This is a genomic window from Blautia sp. HCN-20427, from assembly GCF_037890365.1.
Lineage (GTDB): Bacteria > Bacillota > Clostridia > Lachnospirales > Lachnospiraceae > Blautia.
This window is the reverse complement of the sequence record NZ_JBBKBX010000007.1, coordinates 69,308-85,920: the sequence shown is the minus strand read 5'-3', so window position 1 is coordinate 85,920 and position 16,613 is coordinate 69,308. Positions and strand designations below refer to the sequence as shown.

The 16,613-nt window shown below is 42.2% G+C and carries 16 protein-coding genes and 1 tRNA gene; 15 read left to right on the top strand and 2 right to left on the bottom strand.

Translation table 11 applies throughout. The features are described from left to right. The first annotated feature begins 26 nt into the window (after positions 1-26). From WKT17_RS06175 to WKT17_RS06165, 3 genes are all read left to right on the top strand, one after another. Positions 27-908, top strand: a complete 882-nt coding sequence (locus tag WKT17_RS06175; protein ID WP_173747685.1) for a DUF5688 family protein — start codon at positions 27-29, stop codon at positions 906-908. Positions 909-1,025: 117 nt separating this feature from the next. After that, a tRNA-Arg gene (locus WKT17_RS06170) sits at positions 1,026-1,098 on the top strand. Positions 1,099-1,149: 51 nt separating this feature from the next. Continuing rightward, entirely contained in the window at positions 1,150-2,055 is a 906-nt protein-coding gene (locus WKT17_RS06165; protein ID WP_173747683.1) for an SH3 domain-containing protein, read from the top strand. 43 nt (positions 2,056-2,098) lie between these two features. On the opposite strand, the gene WKT17_RS06160 is transcribed toward WKT17_RS06165, so the two are convergent. After that, entirely contained in the window at positions 2,099-3,226 is a 1,128-nt protein-coding gene (locus tag WKT17_RS06160) for an N-acetylmuramoyl-L-alanine amidase family protein (RefSeq protein ID WP_173747681.1), read from the bottom strand. Between the two features lie 201 nt (positions 3,227-3,427). Between WKT17_RS06160 and WKT17_RS06155 the strand changes: the two genes are divergently transcribed. From WKT17_RS06155 to WKT17_RS06100, 12 genes are all read left to right on the top strand, one after another. Further along, the gene (locus WKT17_RS06155; protein WP_173747679.1) at positions 3,428-4,267 is read left to right on the top strand and encodes a pseudouridine synthase; all 840 of its coding nucleotides are present in this window, start codon (positions 3,428-3,430) and stop codon (positions 4,265-4,267) included. Beyond that, positions 4,260-6,212, top strand: a complete 1,953-nt coding sequence (gene ligA / locus WKT17_RS06150) for an NAD-dependent DNA ligase LigA (RefSeq protein ID WP_173747677.1) — start codon at positions 4,260-4,262, stop codon at positions 6,210-6,212. The genes WKT17_RS06155 and ligA overlap by 8 nt, the downstream gene beginning before the upstream one ends. Positions 6,213-6,218: 6 nt before the next feature. Beyond that, a complete protein-coding gene (gene cls, locus WKT17_RS06145) occupies positions 6,219-7,781 on the top strand; it encodes a cardiolipin synthase (RefSeq protein ID WP_330489618.1) in 1,563 nt (520 codons plus the stop codon). Positions 7,782-7,848: 67 nt separating this feature from the next. After that, the gene (metA, locus tag WKT17_RS06140; protein ID WP_173747675.1) at positions 7,849-8,793 is read left to right on the top strand and encodes a homoserine O-acetyltransferase MetA; all 945 of its coding nucleotides are present in this window, start codon (positions 7,849-7,851) and stop codon (positions 8,791-8,793) included. Between the two features lie 163 nt (positions 8,794-8,956). Next, entirely contained in the window at positions 8,957-9,262 is a 306-nt protein-coding gene (locus tag WKT17_RS06135) for an ArsR/SmtB family transcription factor (RefSeq protein ID WP_173747673.1), read from the top strand. A gap of 90 nt (positions 9,263-9,352) precedes the next feature. Continuing rightward, positions 9,353-10,348 (top strand): permease, encoded by a 996-nt coding sequence (locus tag WKT17_RS06130; protein WP_420314200.1) that lies wholly within the window; start codon positions 9,353-9,355, stop codon positions 10,346-10,348. 14 nt (positions 10,349-10,362) lie between these two features. Then, complete coding sequence (locus WKT17_RS06125; RefSeq protein WP_173747669.1) at positions 10,363-10,698, top strand: thioredoxin family protein; 336 nt, start codon at positions 10,363-10,365, stop codon at positions 10,696-10,698. A gap of 23 nt (positions 10,699-10,721) precedes the next feature. Further along, positions 10,722-11,132: an arsenate reductase ArsC gene (locus WKT17_RS06120; protein WP_173747667.1), complete on the top strand. Its 411-nt coding sequence runs from the start codon at positions 10,722-10,724 to the stop codon at positions 11,130-11,132. A gap of 212 nt (positions 11,133-11,344) precedes the next feature. Then, positions 11,345-11,809: a DUF1648 domain-containing protein gene (locus WKT17_RS06115; RefSeq protein ID WP_173747665.1), complete on the top strand. Its 465-nt coding sequence runs from the start codon at positions 11,345-11,347 to the stop codon at positions 11,807-11,809. 78 nt (positions 11,810-11,887) lie between these two features. Next, positions 11,888-12,394, top strand: a complete 507-nt coding sequence (locus WKT17_RS06110; protein ID WP_173747663.1) for a MarR family winged helix-turn-helix transcriptional regulator — start codon at positions 11,888-11,890, stop codon at positions 12,392-12,394. Next, positions 12,375-13,748 (top strand): MATE family efflux transporter, encoded by a 1,374-nt coding sequence (locus tag WKT17_RS06105; RefSeq protein ID WP_173747661.1) that lies wholly within the window; start codon positions 12,375-12,377, stop codon positions 13,746-13,748. The genes WKT17_RS06110 and WKT17_RS06105 overlap by 20 nt, the downstream gene beginning before the upstream one ends. Before the next feature lie 278 nt (positions 13,749-14,026). Continuing rightward, complete coding sequence (locus tag WKT17_RS06100; protein ID WP_173747659.1) at positions 14,027-14,914, top strand: 3-isopropylmalate dehydrogenase; 888 nt, start codon at positions 14,027-14,029, stop codon at positions 14,912-14,914. Between the two features lie 79 nt (positions 14,915-14,993). On the opposite strand, the gene WKT17_RS06095 is transcribed toward WKT17_RS06100, so the two are convergent. Continuing rightward, complete coding sequence (locus WKT17_RS06095) at positions 14,994-16,604, bottom strand: mannitol dehydrogenase family protein (protein ID WP_291681339.1); 1,611 nt, start codon at positions 16,602-16,604, stop codon at positions 14,994-14,996. Positions 16,605-16,613 lie beyond the last annotated feature (9 nt).

Sequence of the window (16,613 nt, the reverse complement as noted above, 5' to 3'; positions counted from 1 at the left end):
AATTATTTCAGAAAGGAAAAATATGTATGGACTATGAAACTTTCAAAACAGAACTATTGGAGGTGCTGCAAAGAGCCGCAGGAGAAAAAAAGGAAGTATCTTTGCACCAGATAGAGAAAAATAACGGCGTTTTACTGGATGGCATTATTATCCGTAAGGAGGGAAAAAACATAGCCCCCACCCTTTATCTGGAAGAACTGTATGAGGCCTGGGAAGAAAACGCCTCTATGGAAGAACTGGCAAAGGAAATTCTGGCATTTGAAGAATTGCAGAAGCCGGAGACAGAGATTTCCATGGAGAATTTTGAAGATTACGGACAGGCCAGAACCAGAATTTATTATAAACTGATTAATTACGAAATGAATCGGAAACGCCTGGACAAAATGCCGCATATAAAATATCTGGATTTGGCAGTGGTTTTTTATTACCGGGTGGAAGGGGGAAACTTTCACGGGGCCACGGTGTTAATCCACAACTGCAATCTGGAAGCCTGGGGCATTACCAGACGTTGTCTGCTGGAAGACGCCGTGCACAATACCAGCCGGAAGCTTCCCTACACACTTCAGGGAATGGAAGCCCTGATTGCAGAGCTTACCGGAGAAAGCCCGGAATTTTCAAGGGAAGAGGAACTGATGTATGTGCTGACCAACAAAGAAAAATGTTTTGGCGCAGCAGTTATCCTTTATCCTCATGTCTTAAGTCATATCGCAGGTCTGCTGCGGGGGAATTTCTACATTCTTCCAAGCAGCGTTCATGAATGTATTCTCGTCCCGGACCGGGGACAGTATTCCCGTTTGGAGTTAAAGAAAATGGTGAGAGAGGTGAATGAAAAACAGGTAGAAGAGGAGGAGATTCTCTCTAATGAGGTTTATTATTATGACAGGAAAAAAGCCGCTCTTATGATGTAAAAGTGGGGGCTGACACCCTGTTTTTGGGATGAACAGGGTGTCATTTCCCAAAAATGCGTATAGGTCTTTACATTTTCCAAAATGTGTGGTATGATAACCAAGATGTAACAATCGCAGGCACTCGTAGCTCAGGGGATAGAGCAGTGGTTTCCGGTACCACGTGTCGGGGGTTCGATTCCCTCCGGGTGTGTTTTGTGCTTTGGGGAGAGCATAGGGATAAGGGAATATAAGGAGGAAAGGTATGTTAGACAATTTCAGAGAATGGCTCTCAGATAATCTGAGGTATATTCTTCTGGGTCTGGCAATTCTGCTTGCTCTTGTCTTATTATTTTTTGGCGTCAAAGCTTTAACCGGAGGATTTTCTGATGAAAAGCCAAAAGATACGGAGAAAAAGACAGAGCAAAAGAAAGATTCCACAGATTCCGATGAAGCAGAGAAAGACGATGCGGATAAGGAAGATGAGAATGCTCTTGAAAAGAATGCATACCCTGAAGTAAATGCCCTGATTGAGTCCTTTTATACAGCATGGGGACAGAAAGACGTCGCCAAGATGAAAGAATTAACGGATAACTTCGATGCCACAGATGAGGCAAAGGTAACCAATGCGACGTATATTGAAAGCTATGATAATATTGTAGTTTACACCAAGCAAGGACTGGAAAAAGACAGCTATGTAGTTTTTGTTTCCTATGACTTGAAGTTTAAGGATGTGAAAACAGCAGCGCCGGGACTTTCAGAGCTCTATGTTATCAAAAATGACAGCGGAAATTATGTGATTCACAACGATGACAGTGATGCGGAAGTACAGGAATGTATCGAAAAGACCAGACAGGAAAAAGATGTGATGACGCTGATTGAAGATGTGGAGAATAAACTGAATGAAGCTATGGCGTCTGATGCAGAGTTAAAAGCCTTTGAAGAAAAGTTAGGTAAGGAAGTGAATACCGCGCAGATGGCAGACAACGGCGATATGCTCACGGCAAAGGAAGACTGTAATGTGCGTGCGGATTCCACGACTAATGCAGAGATTCTGGGAAGGCTGAAAGCCGGCGACCAGGTGAAGAAGCTGGAAAACGGAGAAGACAACTGGATTAAAGTGGAGTATAACGGGCAGGAAGCCTATGTATATGCGGATTTACTGCAATAAGAGTATAGAAAAGAGAAAATGAGGAACAGGAATTTCCTGCTCCTCATTTTTTTGCAGTGGCGTCCAAACTGCCGTCTTCTTTCAGAAAATAGGATTTTCCGTCAATGGTAATCCAGCCTGTGGCCATGGTGCCGTCTTCATTAAAATAATATTGTTTGTTGTCGATTTTTCTCCAGCCTGTCATAAGCTGTGCATTGGCAAGATAATATTTTTTGCCGTTTTGTTCTACCCAGCCGTTTTTCAGTTCGCCTTCTGCAGTAAGGAAGTACCATTTTCCACTGTCCTGGAACAGTCCGGTTTTGGCGCTGCCGTCTTTGTCAATGAAGTACCATTTATTGTCCTGTTTCATCCAGCCGGAAGATGCCAGAATACCTTCTTCATTGAGAAAATATTTCTTCCCGCTGACGGTTACCCAGCCTTTTAATTCTTTGCCGTCTTTGTCTACGAAATGCTTTTGTCCTTCCTCTTCAATCCAGGCATTGGTTACCTTGGAACCGTCCTGGTCCATATAGTAGCGGTCATTGCCGTTGGTAATCCAGCCTGTAGCCATAGTGCCGTCCTCCCGGAAGTAATAAGTTTTGCCGTCAATATCCTTGAATCCTACAGTCAGGGCACCGGTATCATCACGATAGTATTTTTTGCCGTCATCTTCCGCCCAGCCGGAGGATACAGAGCCGTCCTCATTAAAGAGATGCTGTGCGCCGTCGATTTCCGTCATGCCCACAGCCATGACGCCATTGCTTTGAAAATAATATTTTTTATTTTCAATATCTGCCCAGCCGATGGTGGGAGAGCCGTCTTCTAGCAGGTAATATTTCCCGTTTTCGTCTTCAAACCAGCCGGAAACCGGGGAACCGTCAGAATTGCGGTAATAGAGCTTGCCCTTATCCTGCACCCAGCCTGTTTTCACATAGCCTTTGGAATCAAAATAGTAGGTCACATTGTCCAGTACCTTGCTGTCATTTTGAATCACAGAGCCGTCATGGTAGACATAGCGTTTACCGGTTGCATTGTAAACCCAGTGGTCCTCCTTCATGGCCTCCTGCCTGTTTTCGTAAGCAACCAGATAGTTTCTTACCAGTACACAGGCAAAGGGCGGGGCCAGAACAAAAAAAGCACCCAGAAGAAGAACGAACACGGTAAGAAAAAATCCCTTTTTTGTAACTTTCATGCTGTCTCCTCTTTTGTCAGTCAGACTGTCCTGTCAGTCCGCCTTAAAGTTTTCGTTGCCGTTCTTATTATACCTTGAATCATGGGAAAATAGCAACCGGGTTTGGAAGAAATCTTTCCTTTACCGGGGAAATTGTGGTATAATAGTCCCACATTGTGCAGACCGTATACCAGCGTTGGGCGGTAAAAAAAGGGAGATATTATGCGTTTAAATAAGTATTTAAGTGAGGCAGGAGTCTGTTCCAGAAGAGAGGCAGACCGTCTGGTGCAGGAGGGCAGAATTCTCATAGACGGCGAACCGGCGGCCTTAGGAACCCAGGTGGAAGACTCCAGCCGGATTCTCATAGATGGGAAAGAAATCCGCAGAGAAGAGAAAAAGGTGCTTTTGGTTTTTCATAAACCCAGAGGAATTGAGTGTACCACAGACTTGCGTGTGAAAAAAAACGTGATTTCTTATATAAATTATCCAATACGGGTATATTATGCAGGAAGGCTGGATAAAGACTCCGAAGGACTGCTGCTTCTGACCAATCAGGGCGAACTGGTGAACCGAATGATGAAAGCAGGCAATGGCCACGAAAAAGAGTATGTGGTTACCGTAGACAGGCCGGTGACGGAAGAATTTTTGGCGGCCATGGGAAAGGGTGTCCCCATTCTGGGAACCGTTACCAGAGCCTGCAAAGTTACAAAGGAAGGAGAGCGCAGTTTTCGGATTGTGCTGACCCAGGGTTTGAACCGGCAGATACGGCGAATGTGTCATTATCTTGGATATGAAGTGAAGCGTCTGAAACGTGTGCGGATTATGAATGTCTGTTTGGGAGACCTGGCTGTAGGACAGTATCGGGCAGCCACCGGGGAAGAAATGGAAGAGCTCACCCGGCTGTTAGAGAAACGTGAGCAGGAGAAAAAGGCAGGAAAAGTGCAGGAAACCTATACCGGAGGAAAGCCTGTAAAAAACGCGGGAAAATACAGAACCCCTGTCAAAGACAGGAAAGGACTACATCAGGGACAACAAAAACGGAGGTTTGAGAAACATGGATAAGATGCAGAGAATGAAAGAACTGATTCCCATGCTGACGGAGGCCGCAAAGGCCTATTATCAGGAAGACCGGGAAATCATGAGCAATTTTGAATATGACAGATTGTATGACGAACTGGTAAAGCTGGAGGAAGAGACAGGAGTCACCCTTGCAGGAAGTCCTACGGTCTCTGTGGGATATGCGTCATTAGAAGAACTGCCGAAAGAGGCCCACGAAAGTCCTATGCTTTCCCTGGATAAGACGAAAGACCGGGAAACGCTGCGGCAGTTTGTGGGAGAGCATAAGACCCTGCTTTCCTGGAAACTGGATGGCCTTACCATTGTACTGACGTATCGGAATGGAAAACTGGAAAAAGCAGTCACCAGGGGAAACGGAACCGTGGGTGAGGTGATTACCAACAATGCCAGAGTGTTTAAAAACATTCCTCTGCAGATAGGATATCAGGGAGAACTGGTGCTTCGGGGAGAGGCCATTATCACGTATTCTGATTTTGAAAAAATCAACCGGCAGATAGAGGATGTGGATGCCAGATATAAAAATCCGCGGAATCTGTGCAGCGGTTCAGTACGGCAGTTAAATAACGAGATAACCGCCAGGCGAAATGTGCATTTTTACGCGTTTTCTCTGGTAAAGGCTGAGGATGTGGATTTTCAAAATTCCAGAGAGCAGCAGTTTCTGTGGCTGAAAGAACAGGGCTTTGAAGTGGTGGAATACCGGGTGGTGACGGCAGCTGCTCTGGATGAGGCTATGGAGTATTTTGCCCATCAGGTCGCAGAGAACGATTTCCCTTCCGATGGACTGGTGGCGCTGTATGACGACATTGCCTATGGAGAATCTTTAGGAAGTACGGCAAAATTCCCCAGAAATGCCTACGCCTTTAAGTGGCAGGATGAAATCCGGGAAACTGTGTTAAGAAAAATTGAGTGGAGTCCCTCCAGGACGGGTCTTATTAACCCGGTGGCCATATTTGACCCTGTAGAACTGGAGGGAACCACTGTCAGCCGGGCCAGTGTGCACAACATCAGTATTATGAAAGAAATGCAGTTGGGAATTGGGGATAAGATACAGGTTTATAAGGCTAACATGATTATCCCACAGATTGCGGAAAACCTGACCCGCAGCGGAAATCTGGAAATTCCCAATATCTGCCCGGTGTGCGGACAGGAAGCCAGGGTGCAGAAGACCAATGAAGTAGAATCTCTGTACTGCATGAATCCCCAGTGTCAGGCAAAGAAAATCAAGTCTTTTACCTTATTTGTCAGCAGAGATGCCATGAACATTGACGGGCTTTCCGAGGCTACACTGGAAAAATTTATTCAGAAAGGCTTTATTAAGGACTTCGGAGATATTTTTGAAATAGACCGGTACCGGGAAGAAATTGTGGGAATGGAGGGCTTTGGCGAGAAGTCTTATGAAAATCTCATGGTAAGTCTGGAGAGAGCCAGACACACCACACTGCCCCGGCTTTTGTACAGTTTGGGAATTGCCAATATTGGACTGGCCAATGCCAAGGTTATCTGTAAAGCCTTTGATTATGATATAGAACGGCTCATTGCAGCTACAGGGGAAGAAATCAGTGACATAGAAGGCATTGGGCCTGTGATTGCCAAAACCTATACCGAATATTTTAAGGATGAGGAAAATCAGAGAAAGCTTCGTCATCTGCTGTCTCATCTGGAACTGGAAACTGTGAAAAAAGAGGAAAATTCCTCTCTGGAAGGCAAACAGTTCGTGATTACCGGCAGTGTAGAACACTTTGCCAACCGGGCACAGCTAAAAGAATATATTGAAGAGAGAGGCGGCAAGGTGACGGGAAGCGTAACCTCCAAAACCCATTATCTGATTAACAATGATACAACTTCCAATTCTTCCAAAAACAAAAAAGCCAAGGATTTGGGAATTCCTATACTGTCGGAGGAAGATTTTTTGAAAATGGCAGGAGAGTGACAGGGCATGATAGACAAAAACGAAATGAAAAAAAAGGGCATGAAAGGGGTAAAAACCATTATTTTTGGAAGAACCTTGATTGTGGTTTTTGCGTTTTTGGTACAGTTTGCCCTTCTGACAGCCATTTATATATGGCTGCGGGAGTACAGTTATATTTTTTATCTGATATTTATTGTGCTCAGCGTCAGCGTTGTGCTCCATTTGTTTAACAGCAGCGGCAGTCCGGAGTTTAAACTGGTCTGGATGCTTCCGCTGATTATTTTTCCGGTATTCGGCGCCTTATTTTACCTTTATGTGTATACACAACTGGGAACGAAAATGCTGTTTCGGAGACTGCGCTTTCTCTCCGGGTATACAAAGCAGTACGTACCACAGAATATGCAGGTAAAGGCCCGGCTGAAAGAGCGGAATCCGCAGATGGGGCATTTTGCAGATTACATGGAGGAATATGACAACTCACCGGTCTATGACCACACGCAGGTTACCTATTATCCTCTTGGGGATGACCAGTTTGTAGATATGCTGGAGGAACTGAAAAAGGCAGAGAAATTTATTTTTCTGGAGTTTTTCATTGTGGAAGAAGGGGAAATGTGGAACAGTATTCTGGATATTCTAAAGGAAAAGGCGAAAGCAGGCGTAGAAGTCAGAGTCATGTATGACGGTATGTGCGTGTTGGCTCTGCTGCCTTACTTTTATCCAAAGGTTTTGCAGGCTCAGGGAATCCAGTGTAAGATGTTTGCCCCTATCCGTCCTGTTTTTTCCACTTATTACAACAACAGAGATCACAGGAAAATCATGGTAATTGACGGAAAAGTTGCTTTTACAGGAGGAACGAATCTGGCTGACGAATATATCAACCGCAAAGTACGCTTCGGACACTGGAAGGATACGGCTGTGCGGCTGAAGGGGAAGGCAGCGGAGCGTTTTACTTATATGTTTCTGGAAATGTGGAACGTTACCGAGATGAAGGAAGAACATTATTTGCGTTATAAGACTCCGGAAAATTTTTCCATGCCCAATGACGGTTTTGTGATACCTTATGAAGTAAGCCCTTATGGAAAAGAGCGAGTGGGTAAAAAAGTTTATCTGGATATTTTAAACACAGCCGAGAAATATGTACATATTATGACGCCGTACCTGATATTGGATTACGAAATGATAATGGCTCTGACCTATGCGGCAAAAAGGGGCATTGACGTGGCTATTATTATGCCTCATATACCAGATAAAATATATGCCTTCGCAGTGGCGAAAACGTATTACAATGAACTTTTGGACGCAGGTGTGAAGATTTACGAATACGAGCCGGGATTTGTACATGCCAAGGTATTTGTTTCTGATGACACAAAGGCCGTGGTGGGAACCATCAATCTGGATTACAGAAGCTTGTTCCATCATTTTGAATGTGGGGCGTTGCTGTATGAAAATTCTCAGATTGCTGCGGTAGAGGAGGATTTCCGGAATACCTTGAAAAAATGTATCAAAATTAAGGCCGGAGATTATCAGAAGCAGAAGCTGTACATGCGTGTAATAGGAAAGGTGCTTCGTATGTTTGCGCCGTTGATGTAGTTTGAAACGAAGGGTTCAGAAATATTTCAAATACAATGAAAAAATGCAGTGGAAAGGAAGAAAAAATATGCCTATTAAAATACAGAGTGATTTACCCGTAAAGGAGATTCTGGAAAAGGAAAATATTTTCGTCATGGACGAAAAAAGAGCAGTACACCAGGATATCCGTCCCATTCAGATTTTAATTTTAAATCTGATGCCCTTAAAAGAGGAGACAGAGCTGCAGCTTTTGCGTTCTCTGTCAAATACACCGCTGCAGGTGGATGTTTCCTTTATGATGGTCAGCAGCCATACCTCGAAAAATACGGCAACCAGTCATCTGAATAAATTTTATCAGACTTTTGAAGACGTAAAGGGACACAAATACGACGGAATGATTATAACAGGGGCGCCGGTAGAGCAGATGGAGTTTGAAGAAGTGGACTACTGGGAAGAAATGAAGAAAATCATGGAATGGACGAAAACAAATGTAACTTCCACCATTTATCTTTGCTGGGCGGCTCAGGCAGGACTGTATTATCACTACGGACTGCGCAAACGGCAGATGGACCATAAGGTCTTCGGGCTTTTCAACCATAAGGTACAGAACCGGAAAATACCTCTGGTAAGAGGATTTGACGATGTTTTTCTGGCTCCTCATTCCCGTCACACAGAAGTTCCGGCAGACGATATTCACAACTGCAAAGAGCTTACCGTGTTGGCAGAATCCGAGGAGGCAGGGGTGTTCCTGGCTATGGCGAAAGAAGGACGGCAGATTTTCGTTATGGGACATCCGGAATATGACCGGGTGACTCTGGATGGAGAGTACAAACGGGATTTGGGAAAAGGACTGCCTATTGATATGCCTAAGGGATATTATCCGGGGGATAATGCAGACAATAAACCGCAGCTTTTGTGGAGGTCTCATGCCAATAATCTGTATACCAACTGGCTGAATTATTACGTCTATCAGATGACTCCATATGATTTGGAGGGAACCCCGTTTTCAAGTGGGAATCAGGAGAACTGTTAAACCCAGAAATATCGTAGAAGCAAGAGTGCAAAAAAGCATGATATCAATAGCGATGTAAAGCGGGTCAATACATATCAAAAATATTTGATTTATATATTGACAAGAAAATGAAAAAGTATTAATATAAACACATCAAAAATATTTGATGTGAGGAGTGAGGATAATGACTGATTTTTCAAAGGATGCTAAAATCTTCAAGGCTTTTTGTGATACAAAAAGGCTAACGATTTTAGATTACTTAAAAAGTGGCGAAAAATGTGCGTGTGTTCTAATTGAAAAAATGAACATAGGACAGTCAGCATTATCTTATCACATGAAGATACTTTGCGACTCTGGTATTGTTACAGCACGGCAAGACGGCAAATGGACGCATTACAGTCTTAGCAAAAGTGGAAGCGAATATGCGTCAAAACGATTGTTAGAATTAACGACACCAAATAGTGAAAATCAGTCAAACTGTTGTAAATAAAGGTCATCGAGAGGTGGCTTTTATAAAACACTTTCACATCAAAAAAAGTTGATATGTTAAAGGAGAGATTTTTTGGAAGCATTAAGTTCAATGTGGTTATTTTTCCAAGACCAAATATTAGGTATGAAATGGTTGAATGATTTTATTGGTAACGGACTGTCACTGCTAGGTTTAGACCTGAACGGTCGCTTAGGCGGAAGTGTTCAATTCTTCTTGTATGATGTAATCAAGATTACCATTTTGTTATGCCTGTTGATTTTCTTTATCTCGTATATACAAAGTTATTTTCCGCCAGAACGAAGTAAGAGAATATTAGGTCGTTTTCATGGTATAAGAGCAAATATGGTATCTGTATTATTGGGAACTGTTACACCTTTTTGCTCATGTTCTTCTATCCCCTTATTTATAGGATTTACAAGTGCAGGACTGCCGCTGGGAGTAACTTTTTCTTTTTTGATTTCATCCCCTATGGTTGATTTAGGAAGTCTTGTATTGTTAATGAGTATTTTCGGCGCTAGGGTTGCTCTTGCTTATGTCATGGTTGGTCTGATAATTGCTGTGATTGGCGGTACTTTGATTGAAAAATCGCATATGGAAAGGTATGTAGAAGATTTTGTGAAAAATGCAAGCAGCGTTGACATTACCTCTCCTACCTTAAACAAAAAAGACAGAGTTCAATATGCGAAAGAACAAGTTGCAGGAACATTCAAAAAGGTATTTGCATATATTCTGATTGGCGTGGGGATAGGAGCAATGATTCATAACTGGATACCTGAAACATGGATTGAAAGTATTTTAGGAAGTAACAATCCATTTGGTGTTATTTTAGCCACACTGGTAGGAATTCCTATGTATGCTGATATTTTCGGAACAATTCCGGTTGCAGAAGCTTTGCTTGCCAAAGGTGCTGAATTAGGTACGATTTTATCCTTTATGATGGCAGTGACAACATTAAGTTTACCGTCCTTAATTATGTTAAAGAAAGCAGTAAAGCCAAAACTATTAACGTTATTTATTGCCATTTGCACATTTGGCATCATAATTGTAGGTTATCTTTTTAATTTTTTTAGTACACTATTTATGTAAAGGGAGCGAATAAAATGAAATTGTTTGGAAAGAAAAAAGAAACAAAAGCATGTTGCTGTGGTGGAAACGGCACATCACAAACTATGCGAAATGCAGAAAACAAGAAGCGTGAAAAAGGAATTAAAATACTCGGTTCGGGTTGTGCAAAATGTATGGAATTGGAAAGAGCAACCAGAACAGCATTATCTGAACTTCAGTTAAATTATGAGGTTGAACATATTACAGATTTTGCAGAAATTGCAAGTTATGGAGTGATGGCTACACCGGCATTCGTGCTTGACGGCGAAGTTATATCGTATGGAAAAGTGTTGACAGTAGAAGAAGTTAAAGTATTATTGACAAAAAAATAAAACAGTGAAAGGCAGTTATTTATATGAAAAAACCTAAAGTAGCTTTTTTGTGTGTTCATAACTCTTGCCGTAGTCAAATTGCGGAAGCATTGGGGAAACATCTTTCTTCCAATGTCTTTGAAAGTTATTCAGCAGGAACAGAAACAAAGCCACGAATCAATCAGGATGCAGTTCGCCTAATGAAAAAAATGTATCAGATAGATATGGAGAAAACACAATATTCCAAACGGTTATCTGAAATACCGCAAGCAGATATTGTGATTACCATGGGGTGCAATGTAAATTGTCCTATAATACCATGTAAATACAGAGAGGATTGGGGCTTAAATGACCCTACTGGAAAGGACGATGTTGAATTTTCAAAAACGATACACAAAATCCATTCAAATGTACTGGAGTTGGCTAAAAAAGTAGAAAGTGGACTGCTTACTTAAAGTTTGGCAATAGGATGAGCCATATCAGTACGCCAGTATGACGGAAATGCATGTTCTTTATCTGCCCTATGTAAAGAAGGAGATGAGCAGAAGCAATCCTTTTTTGTATCAAAATTACCGTCTTTTATACATCATGGTGTTTTAAAAAGACTTTTATAGTATAATCAGATTGTAGTATGCATTATGCTCAAAAAGTTGAAAGAAGGGATTTCATGAAAGTGGAAAAAAGCAAAGGGGATAAGCTGGCAGATATTTTTTGTATTTTGCTGCTTATCAGTCAGATGTTATATGTGCTGGTATCCTGGGGAAAGTTTCCGGATACCATACCGGCACATTACAATGCTGTTGGAGAAATAGACCGTTGGGGTGGAAAAGGGGAAATTCTGATAGAGCCGGCGCTGTCCTGCCTGCTTTATCTTTTTCTGCGAGTGGCAGAACGGTATCCTCAGATATGGAATACAGGGGTTACTGTGACAGAGGCCAACAGAGAAAGAGTCTATGGTGTTTTGCAGCACCTACTCAGTACCATGAAAGCAGAAACCGTTTTTATATTTACGGTTCTTACCATAAAAACAGTATCTGGAACCGCGCTATCTGTGTGGTTTTTTCCTATCACGATGGGAATGCTGTTTGGCAGTCTGTTTTTCTGGATTTGGAAGCTTGTGAAAGTAAAATAAGATATACGGTTTGATACTTGACAAGTCAATTATGGATTATTATAATGAGAATTGACTTGTCAAGAAAAAGGAGGAAATATGGAAAACCGTGTATTGGGAAGAAGTATTGCCATTCTTCATCGGCGAGAGCAAAAGTATATGATTCAGACCATGAAGGAATACGGTATTGGCTATTCCAGTTATAATTTTTTGTTTTATTTATCAGCAAATCCGGGCTGCAGCCAGAAGGAAATGTGTGAAAACATGGCAGTAGATGAAGCTTTGGCAGTGAGAATGATGAAAAAGCTTCAAGAGCAGGGATTAATTGAGAGAGAGAAATCTGTAGAAAACGGAAGATCTTATGCTATTTATCTGACTGAAAAAGGAGAAGAGATTATTCCAAGACTGCGAAATGCCCTTGCCGGATGGTGGACACAGGTTTTATCCATACTGTCTGAGGAGGAACAGCAGAGGATGATAAGCGGTGTGGAAAAAATGGCACAGCAGTCTCGGGAAGTTCTGCAAAATGCAAAAGAACGGAAAGCAGAAAATACCATAAAAATGCAGGAGGAAGGAAAAAGAACAGATGGGAGAAAAACAGAATAATCCATTGGGGACAGAAGCTATAGGAAGTTTGCTTGCCAGATTTGCCGTTCCCAGTATTATCGCTATGCTGGTAAGCTCGCTGTATAACATTGTGGACCAGTTTTTTATAGGCAGAAGCGTGGGAATGCTGGGAAATGCAGCGACAAATGTGGCTTTTCCTTTGAGCATTACCTGTACGGCGCTGGCGCTTTTATGCGGCATCGGAGGCGCAGCAAATTTTAACCTTTCTATGGGACGGAATGAAAAGGAGAAGGCAGTGAAATTTGCCGGAGGTGCTATTGGCATGATGCTGACGTTGGGAATTTTGCTGTGCATACTTGTCCGGATATTTCTGGAGCCTATGATGCGGGCTTTCGGAGCTACGGACCAGATTTTGGATTATGCGCTGACGTATACGGGAATTACCTCTCTGGGATTTCCGTTTTTGATTGTTACGACAGGGGGCAGCAATCTTATCCGGGCAGACGGCAGTCCTAAATTTTCTATGATTTGTACTCTGACAGGAGCAATTATCAATACGATTTTAGACCCGTTATTTATTTTCGTATTGGATATGGGGATGGCAGGTGCAGCCTGGGCAACGATTATCGGACAGATTGTTTCGGGAATTATGGTATTGATATATTTTTCCAGATTTAAAACCGTGCATATTCCCCTGAAAACCCTGATTCCCTCTAAATCGGCCTGGATTCCTGTTATTTCTCTGGGAGTTGCACCCTTTTGCAATCAGCTTGCTATGATGATTGTGCAGATTGTCATGAATAATACATTGACGCATTATGGAGGACAATCTTCTTACGGAAGCGATATTCCACTGGCCTGTGCAGGAATTATTTCTAAGGTGGGTATGATTTTCTTTGCTATTGTCATCGGAATTTCCCAGGGAATCCAGCCGATTATCAGTTATAATTACGGCGCCGGAAATTATGAACGCGTCAAGCAGACCTATAAAAAGGCGGTGACAGCTGCTTTGGGAATTTCGATGGTGGCCTTTTTGCTTTTTCAACTGGCGCCAAGGCAGATTATTGGAATTTTCGGTTCTGGAAGTGAGGAATATTTTCTGTTTGCAGAAAAATTTTTCCGGATTTATATGTTTTTTACCTTTATTAACGGAATTCATCCTATTACGGCAAACACCTTTACGTCTATTGGAAAGGCAGGAAAAGGCGTTTTTTTGTCCCTTACCAGACAGATTATCTTTTTGCTGCCACTGCTGATTATCCTTCCCGTATTTGTGGGGATTGAAGGTGTTATGTTTTCTGCGCCTGTGGCGGACGGCATTGCTGCATTGTTGTGTATTTTCTTTATTACGAAAGAATTTAAGCATATGGGAACTGTGGCTGGAACCGTGTGATAAAAGATTTTCAGGTATACAAGAAACCTGTGGGGAAACGAAAGTGTGTCGCATTTTTCCCCACGGGTTTGTTTATTATTCCGATATTTTCATGAATGGAAGTTCATGCTATAATGTAAAAAAGCATTATTTTCTTAAAATCATCTATACGCAGAGCATACTTTTGTTTTGCAGGTCTTATTACAATTCTGTTTTCGGAAAATTCATGCTTTCATCCAACAGCAAGCAGGAGATTCCGAAAAGCGAATCTCCAGAAAATAAAAAAGAGGAGGATTCGTATGAAATTGCAACCAGAAGCTGCAAAAAAGGGCAGTGAGCAGTTGTTACAATGGCATCCTGCATTTTTTGCAGGCCTTCAGATTGAATTTGGGAATGAGGCAAAGTATCTGCAGTTTGAGCAGGAACATCAGCTGGGAACAAAGCCTATGTCCATTGACGTTCTGATAAAAAAAGATAGAAACCGAAGTATTCATAAGAATATTGGAAGAATTTTTCGGGAACACAATATTATAGAATATAAAGGACCGGGAGACTATTTGAGTGTAGATGATTTTTACAAGGTGTATGGCTATGCCTGCTTTTATAAGGCGGATGCGACCAGAGTCAATGAAGTCAGAATAGAAGAATTAACGATTTCCTTAATCAGTGAGGGCTATCCTAGAAAACTCCTAAAGCATTTACAGGAGGACAAAGGGCTGCAGGTCATAAAAAAGGAAGAGGGAATTTACTATATAACGGGAGATAAAATTCCTATGCAGTTGATTGTCACTGGAAAATTGTCGGCAAAAGAGAATTTATGGCTGCGAAATCTCACCAATCATTTGGAGGGAAGACAGGCAGCCAGGGAATTGTTGGAAGACTACAAAAATCATGATAAGAATCCACTGTATAAGTCTGTTATGAATATTATTGTACGCGCGAATAAAAAGGAATTTCAGGAGGTAAAAGATATGTGTGAGGCATTAGAAGAATTGATGCACGATGAACTGGAGGAGAGAAGACGGCTGGGAATGCAACAGGGAATACAACAGGGAATACAGCAGGGCGAAAACAGAGTAAATGATTTGAATATGCGTTTATCCAAACTGGGAAGGACAGATGATATTCTGAAAGCTGCAGCGGACAAGGGGTACCAGAGAAAACTGTTCCAGGAATTCGGTCTGTAAGGTGGAGTGTTTGACTGCAATATTCAGGTGCCTGAATTGTAAAAAGGTGCTGTCTCCCGGGAAACAGCACCTTTTTACTCTAAGCCATATATTTTTTCAAAGTAGCTCTTACTGCGCCTTTTCCGGCGATTTCTTCTAAGAACATTTCTTCAATTCTTTCACCGATTCCAGCTTTGTATAAGTCAATACCGAAGATGTTTTCATTGGAAAGAATGGATTTTAACTGTCCGTTGTAGGAAGCAGGATTTCCAACTTCAATTCCGTCCAGAGCTTTTGTCAGTTCTTCCAGCATGGGGTCAGCGGAACGTTCAAAAGTATTTCCTTCATCATCTACACCCAGAAGATATCTGCACCAGCCTGCGATAGCCAGAGGAATTGCAGTTAATTTCTTTGCATCTCCGTACTGAGCCACATAGGACTTGATAGTTTCACCGTAGCGGATACCAACTTTCTGTGAAGTATCGGTTGCAATACGCTGTGGTGTGTCAGGCATAAACGGGTTCGGAATACGAACATTGATGACTTCGTTTACAAAATCAGCAGGAGAGAGGATACCAGGGTCTGTTACAACCGGCATGCCTTCTACAGGACCGATTTCGTGAACCAGCTTGTTTAACTGTTCGTCTTTCATTTCATCTGCAATGAGAGTGTAGCCTAATACACAGCCGTATACAGCCAGAGCCGTGTGCAGTGGATTCAGGCAGGTAGTAACTTTCATACGCTCTACTTTGTTTACCGTATCGCGGTCTGTAAGGTAGACGCCTGCTTTTTCCAGAGCTGGTCTTCCATTGGGGAATTTGTCTTCAATTACCAGGTACTGTGGTCCTTCTGCATTTACGAAAGGTGCAATGTAAGTTCTCTTGGAAGTAATGACAGGGGCGATTTCTTCTACGCCTGCTTTTTCCAAGTCTGCACATACAGAATCTGCTGGTCTTGGTGTGATTTTATCAATCATGGACCATGGGAAGGAAACCTGTTTTTCGTCAGACAGGTATGCTACAAAGCCTTCTTCTACAAAGCCTTTTGCAGCCCATTCTTTTGCCATAGTTAAGATGGAATTCTGCAGTTTTTCACCGTTGTGAGAGCAGTTATCCATGGAAACAACAGCCAGAGGCGCTTTGTTTGCTTTGTAACGCTCATTTAACAGCGCACATACAACAGCCATAGCAGAACCTGCTTTTTCAGGACCGTTGTCAATATCTGCCTGAATGAATGGGAAGAAGTTTCCGTCAGCGCCCTTTAAAGCATATCCTTTTTCTGTGATAGTAAAGGATATCATCTGCAGCACTGGATTTACAAAAATTTCTTTCAAACGATTCCATTCTTCCGGAACATTAGACTGTGCTTTGATAGCTTCTGTAAGAGAACCAAGCACTTTTTTATCTGTAGAGCCGTCTGCTTTTAAAGTAACGGCCAGTACCAGATTGTCGTATGGTTTGTAGATTTTATCTACTACGTCAAAGTCAAAAGTTTCCACGCAGGTAATACCTTTGTCGGCTTCTCCCTTTGCAAGAAGTGTGTCAGCCAGTCCGCCGATGAAAATACGGAAGATGTTTCCTGCACCAAAGTGTACCCATGTAGGCGCGTTCTTTGTGTTCGCTACAACTTTTTCTACATCATAGGAAGGGAGAGCAATCCCTGCTGCTTCCCATTCCTGTGTATTTTTCAGACCTTCTAAAGTTAATTTCATGATTTTTTC

Coding starts and splice junctions, on each gene's coding strand:
- WKT17_RS06165 (WP_173747683.1), top strand. CDS start 1,150: ATGTTAGACAATTTCAGAGAATGGCTCTCAGATAATCTGAGGTATATT.
- WKT17_RS06155 (WP_173747679.1), top strand. CDS start 3,428: ATGCGTTTAAATAAGTATTTAAGTGAGGCAGGAGTCTGTTCCAGAAGA.
- WKT17_RS06110 (WP_173747663.1), top strand. CDS start 11,888: ATGGAAAACCGTGTATTGGGAAGAAGTATTGCCATTCTTCATCGGCGA.
- WKT17_RS06115 (WP_173747665.1), top strand. CDS start 11,345: ATGAAAGTGGAAAAAAGCAAAGGGGATAAGCTGGCAGATATTTTTTGT.
- WKT17_RS06135 (WP_173747673.1), top strand. CDS start 8,957: ATGACTGATTTTTCAAAGGATGCTAAAATCTTCAAGGCTTTTTGTGAT.
- metA (WP_173747675.1), top strand. CDS start 7,849: ATGCCTATTAAAATACAGAGTGATTTACCCGTAAAGGAGATTCTGGAA.
- WKT17_RS06105 (WP_173747661.1), top strand. CDS start 12,375: ATGGGAGAAAAACAGAATAATCCATTGGGGACAGAAGCTATAGGAAGT.
- WKT17_RS06120 (WP_173747667.1), top strand. CDS start 10,722: ATGAAAAAACCTAAAGTAGCTTTTTTGTGTGTTCATAACTCTTGCCGT.
- WKT17_RS06100 (WP_173747659.1), top strand. CDS start 14,027: ATGAAATTGCAACCAGAAGCTGCAAAAAAGGGCAGTGAGCAGTTGTTA.
- WKT17_RS06125 (WP_173747669.1), top strand. CDS start 10,363: ATGAAATTGTTTGGAAAGAAAAAAGAAACAAAAGCATGTTGCTGTGGT.
- cls (WP_330489618.1), top strand. CDS start 6,219: ATGATAGACAAAAACGAAATGAAAAAAAAGGGCATGAAAGGGGTAAAA.
- WKT17_RS06175 (WP_173747685.1), top strand. CDS start 27: ATGGACTATGAAACTTTCAAAACAGAACTATTGGAGGTGCTGCAAAGA.
- WKT17_RS06130 (WP_420314200.1), top strand. CDS start 9,353: ATGTGGTTATTTTTCCAAGACCAAATATTAGGTATGAAATGGTTGAAT.
- WKT17_RS06095 (WP_291681339.1), bottom strand. CDS start 16,604: ATGAAATTAACTTTAGAAGGTCTGAAAAATACACAGGAATGGGAAGCA.
- WKT17_RS06160 (WP_173747681.1), bottom strand. CDS start 3,226: ATGAAAGTTACAAAAAAGGGATTTTTTCTTACCGTGTTCGTTCTTCTT.
- ligA (WP_173747677.1), top strand. CDS start 4,260: ATGGATAAGATGCAGAGAATGAAAGAACTGATTCCCATGCTGACGGAG.